Below are 7807 nucleotides of genomic sequence, written 5' to 3' on the forward strand. Positions count from 1 at the left end.
TGCCGTGCAGGCATGTCGCTGGCAAGCCTTGCCGCGCTACCACTGATGAGCATGCGCGTCCGATCCAGCGGACGGTGAGCGTCGTGCATGCAGGCGTCGCCAACCTGGTACGTCAACGTCGATGGTCAACGGCCACAGAGCATGCTGCATGCGGCCAGCCGCACGTCTTTCGACAACGGGCCACTGCCACGCTGCCAGTCCATGTGCGGGTCCGTGCAGCAGCCACTCGCATGCGTGTTGAAGCGCATGACACGCCTGCAACGATCGATAAATCGCCGCCAGTACTCGAGCGCGTGCCTGAGCGCGGTGCCAGACGCAAACCCCGCACCACGCAATTGCCCCGCCCACCCAACGACAAGCGCCGTCGCTTGATCGGCTGCTCTCAGTCGAACAACGCCTGGATCGCCGCAAGCCCGGCACTGGCGCGCTCTTTCTTGCGCTCGGCATCGGCGACCGGGTCGGCGCCATCGCGCTGCAGTTCTTCGGCCGGAATCTCATCGAAAAACCGGCTCGGCTTGAGCCGCACATGCTCGCCGAACTTGCGCGTCAGCTTGCTGTGACTCATCCACAGCTGCTCCTTGGCGCGGGTGATGCCCACGTACAGCAGCCGACGCTCTTCCTGCAGATTGCCTTCTTCCAGGCTCACTTCATGCGGCAGCACGCCGTCTTCGCAGCCGACGATAAACACGTAGCGGAACTCCAGACCCTTGGACGCATGCATGGTCATCATGCGCACCTGGTTGCCGCCGTCGTCCTTGTCGTTGCGCGACAGCAACGCCAGCTGCGCGGCCAGATCGCTGGCGCTCGCGCCACGTGGGCCGCCTTCGAACCACTCGGCCAACTCGTCCAGATTGCGCTTGCGGCGCTGGAAGCCGGTTTCGTCCTTGGACTGGTTGCGCAGGTCGTTGAGCAGGCCGGATTTTTCGGCCAAGGTGCGCACCAATTCGCCAGCCGGCATCGTCGCCGAATGCTCGCGCATGTCGCGCAGGATATCGGTGAAGGCGCTCAGGCCATTGGCCGCACGCGGCGGCAGATGCTGCAGTGCGCCCATCGACTCGGCTGCGCGCGACATCGGTACGGATTTCGCACTGGCAAGCTCGGCCAACCGTGCCAGCGAGGTCGCCCCCACTTCGCGCTTGGGCGATTGCACCGCGCGCAAGAACGCCGCGTCGTCCTCGGGGTTGACGATCAGGCGCAGCCACGACAGCACGTCCTTGACCTCTTGTCGCTCCAGGAACGCCGTGCCGCCGGTCAGGTGGTACGGCACGCGCAGCAGCTGCAATGCCTTTTCCAGCGGCCGCGATTGAAAATTGCCGCGGAACAGGATGCAGAAATCGCTCCACGGCACCTGCTTGGCCGTGCCCAGGAACGAAATCTCGGCGGCCACTTTCTCCGCCTCGTGCTCGCTGTCGCGGCATTCCCACACACGAATGCGTTCGCCGTCGGCCTGGTCGCTCCACAACGTCTTCAAGTGCTCGTGCGGGTTGTGTGCGATCAAGGCATTGGCTGCGCGCAACACGCGGTTGGAGCAGCGATAGTTCTGCTCCAGCTTGATGATTTCCAGCGCCGGATAATCGTGCCCCATCTGTTGCAGGTTTTCCGGATTGGCGCCACGCCAGGCGTAGATGCTCTGGTCGTCGTCGCCCACGCAGGTGAAGTTGCCGCGCGGGCCGGCCAGCATCTTCAGCAGCCGATACTGCGCATCGTTGGTGTCCTGGCACTCGTCCACCAGCAGGTAGCCGATGCGTTCGCGCCAGCCCATCACGATCTCTTCGTTGGCCTCCAGGATCTGCACCGGCAGGCGGATCAGATCGTCGAAGTCCACCGCGTTGAAGGTGGTCAGCCGCGCTTGGTAGCGCTCGTACAGGCTGGCCGCTTCCTTCTCGCGGTTGCTGCGTGCCGCAGCCATCGCCTGTTCCGGCGACAGGCCGGCGTTCTTGGCGCGCGAGATCAGATTCTTGGCATCTTCGATCGCATCGGGCTTGGCGCCATGCATCAGGTCCTTGATCTGGGCGGCGGCATCGTCGGAATCGAAGATCGAAAAGCCACGCTTCAACCCGGCCGCGGCATGTTCGATCTGCAGGAACTTCAGCCCCAGCGCATGGAAGGTGCAGATGGTCAGCCCATCGGCGCCATCGCCGCGGATGCGCTTGGCCACACGCTCGCGCATTTCCTTGGCCGACTTGTTGGTGAAGGTGATCGCGGCGATGCGCTTGGCCGGATAGCGGCCGATCGCGATCAGATGCGCGATCTTTTCCACGATCACGCGCGTCTTGCCGCTGCCGGCACCGGCCAGCACCAACAAGGGACCTTCGCAGTGCAGCACTGCGGCGCGTTGCGGGGGATTGAGACCGTGCATAGAGGCTTCCGACAGAGCACGCCATTGTACCGGCGTCGCCTGCGGCTGGCCGGCGTGCCGGATTCAGCTCGGCCGCTGCGCTGTCATGTGGGGACAGGTCTGCGGATCGGAAGCGCGGCGGCAGCGCCCACCGGCGTCGGTTAGCCAGCGGCGCCGCTCAGCACGCCCGCACGCGCTGCATGCAGCCGCCCGGCCCGGTAAAATCACCCGATGGCCAAGCTCTATTTCTATTATTCGGCGATGAATGCCGGCAAGACCACCACCTTGCTGCAGTCGGCGCACAACTACCGCGAACGCGGCATGCGGACGCTGATCCTGACGCCCAAACTCGACCACCGCGCCGGCAGCGGCGTGGTCGCATCGCGGATCGGCCTGCGCGCAGACGGGCGCGCGTTCGATCGCGACACCGAGCTGCAGCAGCTCATCGAGCGCGACATCCAGGCCGAGGGCGCGCTGCATTGCGTGCTGGTGGACGAAGCGCAGTTCCTCAGCCGTGCGCAGGTCTGGCAGCTGAGCGAAGTGGTCGACCGGCTGCGCATCCCGGTGCTGTGCTACGGCCTGCGAACGGATTTTCGCGGCGAGCTGTTCGAGGGCAGCCAGTTCCTGCTGGCCTGGGCCGACGAACTGGACGAGATCAAGACCATCTGCCACAGCGGCAGCAAGGCCACCATGACCGTGCGCGTGGACGCGCAAGGGCACGCGGTGCAGGACGGCCCGCAAGTGGAGATCGGCGGCAACGAGCGCTACGTATCGGTCAGCCGCGCCGAGTTCAAGAAGATCATGCGTGGCGAAGGCCGCATCGACCCGTTGCAGATCGCCTTGCCGCTGCCGTCGGCGGGCTCGTAACGCGCCCCTGCACCAGCATGATTCCCGCGTCACGCGTGTTCGGGATGCCACCGATGCCGGCGATGTGGAGATGTCTTCGCGGCATCGGCGGGTGACGACGGTGGCATCGCCCCACCATCGCACGGCGCACCGGTCGCAGCCTCCCTCTCGCCGCGCCCGCTGTCGCGCAGGCGCCGCTGGTGGTCGGGCAGGCACGCTGCTCGCCGATTGCACTGAAGAATTCAGCCGATCTGCCGTCAATGATCTAGTCGGTGATGCGTCGGAAAGCCCCGCCAGGCATTCCACCACCACCGCACGTGTGCGACGTCACCCAGCGTATCGTGATGAGTCGCTGCGGCGACCTGCATGCAACCAGGCTCATCCACAACCCTGTAGACTGACCATCATCCACTTGTCGGGAGGCAATGCATGGGTCCGCTTCCTTCCGCATTACGTGCAGATATCGCGCGTGTCGGTCGGCTTTCGTCGGTACCCGACGTGCTGACCATTCTCACTCGGCTGACCGGCATGGGGTTCGCCGCGGTCGCCCGCGTCACCGAGACGCGCTGGATCACCTGCCAGGTGCGCGACGAGCTATCGTTCGGCCTGGCGCCCGGCGACGAGCTGCCGCTGGCCACCACCTTCTGCGATAGCGTGCGCACCCAGGGCAACGCGTTGTGGTTTGGCCACGCCTCCGAGCACCCGGTCTTCCGCGATCACCCCTCGCCCCGACTCTATGGCTTCGAGAGCTATGTCTCGGTGCCGATCAGGTTCGACGACGGCAGCGTGTTCGGCACCCTGTGCGCGCTGGACCCGCTACCGCGTGTCATGGACGCGCCGTTGGTGGAAAAGGTCGAGCTGCTGGCGCAGTTGCTGGCCGCGCAGATCCAGGCCGAACAACGCGCCGAAGAAAGCGCGCAGGAATCGCGGCGCGCACGCCGCGAACTGGGCCGCGCCGGCGCCTCGGCGCGGTTGCGCGAAGAATTCATCGGCATCCTCGGCCACGACCTGCGCAACCCGCTGCAGTCCATGCATGCAGTGGTGGACGTGCTCGCCATCGACCCGCTCAACCAGCGCCAGGGCGGCGCCATCCGCAGCCTGCAACGCAGCCTGCAACGCATGGAAGAACTGATCGATTTCGCCTGCGATTTTGCGCGCGGTATCGAACGCGACTGGCTGCAGCTGGATTACGGCAACGGCAGCGATTTGCTCGATGCGCTGTCGCAGGTGGTTGACGAAACCCGCGCCGCCTACCCCAACCAGGTGCTGTCCACGCATGTGGCCATCGACGAGCCGGTGCATGGCGATGCGGTGCGTCTGGCGCAGATGTTCGGCAGCATGATGATCAACGCCGTGGTGCAGGGGCAGCAGAGTTCGTTGATCAAGGCGGTCGCGGTCACCGAACAGGGGCGCCTGCGCATCGAGGTCTGCAATCTGGACGGCATCGACCCGCGCCGGCTGAATGTGCTGCTCGCCTCCACGCACGTGCATACCGCCGGCCGGCCCCTCCCGGAAGTGGATCTTGGCCTGCATATGGCCGCGCAGATCGCGCAGGCGCATCAAGGCGAGTTGCGCATCACCAGCGGCAAGGAAGGCACCATTTTCCGCGTGGAGCTGGCGTGCGAGCGCCCACGGACGCGCATGCAGCTGGTCGATCGCTCGACGCCGGCCTGAGCACAACGCCTGGCAACGCGCTGCGTCCGCCGGACTGCTTTAGCCGGTGCGCAAGACCGGCGATAGACCCGCTTGGCGCGCCGCGCGACATCGCATCCGGCACCCACCAGCGCATCGCACATCCGTGCTTAGTAGAGCTTGCGCTCGCTCGCCGGCGGCGGCGTCCACTGGTACAGCCAGGTTTCGCTCAGCGGCTTGCCGTTGGCGCGCAGGAACAGGCGGATATCGATCTGTTGGGTGCTGTCATCCGGCGGCACCAGGTCGAACATCGCCCGATAGCCCTTGAGCTCGTGCAGTGGACGCGCAGACACGATCTCGGTCGTGCCACGCGACACCTGGATCACGGCCTCGACCTTGGTCTTGGCATCCTTGACCACCGCCGGCAAATCGCCGCCGGCAAAATCCACCGCAAATCGCCAGGAAAAATGGCTGCGCTTCTGTCCGACGATGCCCCCTAACCCGGTGCGCGTGGCCACGCAATGCGCCAACGGCGAACTGGCCGGCGGATGCGCGCCCCAATACAAGCGATAGCCCATCAACAGCTCTTGCCCCGGCTGCGGCTTGGCCTGCGGATTCCAGAACGCCACGATATTGTCGAAGGTCTCGTCCACGGTCGGAATCTCGACCAGTTGCACCGAGCCCTTGCCCCAGCCGCTCTTTGGTTCCACCCACAGGCACGGGCGCTTCTCGTAGAACACGCCGTCATCCTGGTAATGGTCGAAGTTGCGATCGCGCTGCAGCAGACCGAACCCGCGCGGGTTCTCATCGACAAACATGTTGAAGCGCAGGTGCGGCGGGTTGCACAACGGGCGCCAGATCCATTCGCCGCCACCGGTCCACATCGCCAGCCCGTCGGTGTCGTGAATCTCCGGTCGCCAGTCCCAATCCATGCGGCTATCGTTTTCGCCGACCTGGTACATGCTGGTGCACGGTCCGATGCCAAGACGTTCGATGGTCTTGCGCGGGTAGAGCGCGCTGTCGATCTCCATCACCAGCACCTCGCCATTGGTGATGGCGAAGCGGTACGCGCCGGCAACGCTGGGCGAGTCCAGTAGCCCGTACACCACGACGGTATTCGAATCGTCTGCCGGCTGCTCCAGGTAATAGGCGATGAAGTCCGGAAACTCCTCCGGCCCGCCGGTTCCGGTATCGATCGCCAACCCGCGCGCCGACTGCCCGTACTGGCCTTCCTTGCCCACCGCACGAAAATAGCTTGCACCCAGAAACGCAGAGAAATCGCGATCGGTGTCCTTGCGCGTGTTGAGCCGGAACCCCGCAAAGCCCAGGTCTTTGGGCAACTGCTTGCCGCCGAGTCCGCTGCTGCCGTAATCGAACGCCGCCGGATCGTAGGCCAGTTGCTGCGCCTTGCCGTCGACGATGTCGTAGATATGCACAGGGGTGTGGAAATATAGGCCCAGATGAAAAAACTTCGCCTGGAACTTGCCATTGCCGTCAGCCCACAGCGCATGGTCCTGGCGGTAGCGAATCGACTGGTATTGATCCCAGTTCAATGCTTCCAACGACCCCGGAAGCAGCTGCTTGTGGCTTTTGTACGGCGCCTTGGCCAATGCACGCGCCTGCCCCTTGAGCCAGCCGTAGTCGAACGGCTGCGGCTGCCCCAAGCGACGCAGACCAACGGCCTTGGCCGCCAACGCCCACTGCGGTAATGCCGGCAAACCGAGCGCGGCCAAGGCGGCGGCAGCATTCTTCAGGAAGTGGCGTCGTTGCATGCGCATCGGTCTGATCGGGGAATGGCGCCATCATAGCCACAGCCCGGCCTGGACGTGAATGCGGGCCTCAAGGCGATGCCGAAGACACCACACATGCCTGCTGCAACTCCAGCTCCTGTGCCTTGCTGCACAGGAACTGTTGCTGCGCTTGCGGCTCATCGGCTCCGCTGTACTGCAACAAGATCCATTGCTCTTGCGCACGCATCTGCGCACCCGGCGCAAGCTGCCGATACGGCGCATGCACCTCCATTTCCAGCAGACCTTGCTCGGGATGCTGCGCAGGCGCATCCAGATACACCTCCACCTGCCCCTGCTCGGGATGGATCGCTGCCAGCGGTTGGCCGCGCAGGACGCACCGATTGTGGCGCGAGGCACGGCAACCCACCAGCATTCCTGCACTCACTAGTCAGCCGTGCTATCCCAGGGTGCAGGCACGCTTACAGTGGTTCCGGCGACGCTGGAAAAACGCAGCTCACATAGCCCATGGAATGACTGCGTAACTGCCAAGACGGAGTGCTCCATCTGCACATGCCATCAGCGCAAGTTTCCAACGCGCCTTAACGTTGGCAACTTCCGCACCACACCGTTGCACGTTGCCCGATCGTGGCATGCTTCAACGGCCGGCCGCACTGTTTGCAAGGTTCGCCTTCGCGTCCGTACACCGTGAGTTCCTGCTCGAAATAACCCGGCGCGCCATCTGGATTGATGAAATCCCGCAACGTGGTGCCTCCGCGCTGGATGGCATATCCCAGAATTTCTTTTACGGCGATAGCCAGGCGTCGGTAGCGTTCCAGAGAAACTTTTCCTGCCTCACGCAACGGGCTGATTCCCGCACGATGCAGGCTTTCAGCCGCATAGATATTGCCGACGCCGACAACCACTGCCTGGTCCATCAGAAAGGTTTTGACCGCAGCACGACGACCGCGCGACAACGCATAAAGATAATCGCCGGTAAATGCCTGTGATAATGGCTCCGGACCTAACCCAGCAAGCAACTCGTGCTCCTGTGTATCGGATTGCCACAATAAGCAACCGAACCGACGCGGGTCGTTGAAGCGCAGTACGCGGCCGTTTTCCAGGCTGATATCCACATGATCATGTGCGCGCGGTAGCGCATCGCCGGACAGCACGCGCAGGCTGCCGGACATGCCCAGATGCAGCAGCGCACTGCCACCAGCATCGGTATCGATCAGCAGGTACTTGGCGCGTCGACGGACCT

The 7807-nt window shown here is 64.2% G+C and carries 5 protein-coding genes and 1 pseudogene; 2 read left to right on the forward strand and 4 right to left on the reverse strand.

What is annotated here, in order from left to right; all coding sequences use genetic code 11:
* Window positions 1-382: 382 nt before the first annotated feature.
* Entirely contained in the window at window positions 383-2359 is a 1977-nt protein-coding gene (rep, locus tag GGR62_RS03645) for a DNA helicase Rep (protein ID WP_184406602.1), read from the reverse strand.
* Between the two features lie 210 nt (window positions 2360-2569).
* Between rep and GGR62_RS03650 the strand changes: the two genes are divergently transcribed.
* Window positions 2570-3205 carry a thymidine kinase gene (locus GGR62_RS03650; protein WP_184406603.1) on the forward strand — a complete coding sequence of 212 codons (636 nt, stop codon included), beginning with the start codon at window positions 2570-2572 and terminating at the stop codon, window positions 3203-3205.
* Between the two features lie 408 nt (window positions 3206-3613).
* Window positions 3614-4858, forward strand: coding sequence for a GAF domain-containing sensor histidine kinase (locus tag GGR62_RS03655; RefSeq protein ID WP_184406604.1), 1245 nt, complete (start codon window positions 3614-3616; stop codon window positions 4856-4858).
* 128 nt (window positions 4859-4986) lie between these two features.
* Here the strand turns inward: GGR62_RS03655 and GGR62_RS03660 are convergent, their stop codons facing one another.
* The 3 genes and pseudogenes from GGR62_RS03660 to mutM all read right to left on the reverse strand — a co-directional run.
* On the reverse strand, window positions 4987-6588 hold the full coding sequence (locus GGR62_RS03660) for a glucan biosynthesis protein D (protein WP_221229005.1): 1602 nt from the start codon (window positions 6586-6588) through the stop codon (window positions 4987-4989).
* A gap of 67 nt (window positions 6589-6655) precedes the next feature.
* Window positions 6656-6928: pseudogene (locus GGR62_RS03665) on the reverse strand (DUF4380 domain-containing protein); the annotation flags it as partial.
* A 217-nt stretch (window positions 6929-7145) separates the two neighbouring features.
* The coding region (gene mutM, locus GGR62_RS03670; protein ID WP_184406606.1) for a bifunctional DNA-formamidopyrimidine glycosylase/DNA-(apurinic or apyrimidinic site) lyase at window positions 7146-7807 on the reverse strand (662 nt) is incomplete at its 5' end.

This window comes from Xanthomonas sp. 3075 (genome assembly GCF_014197275.1).
GTDB lineage: Bacteria > Pseudomonadota > Gammaproteobacteria > Xanthomonadales > Xanthomonadaceae > Xanthomonas > Xanthomonas campestris_B.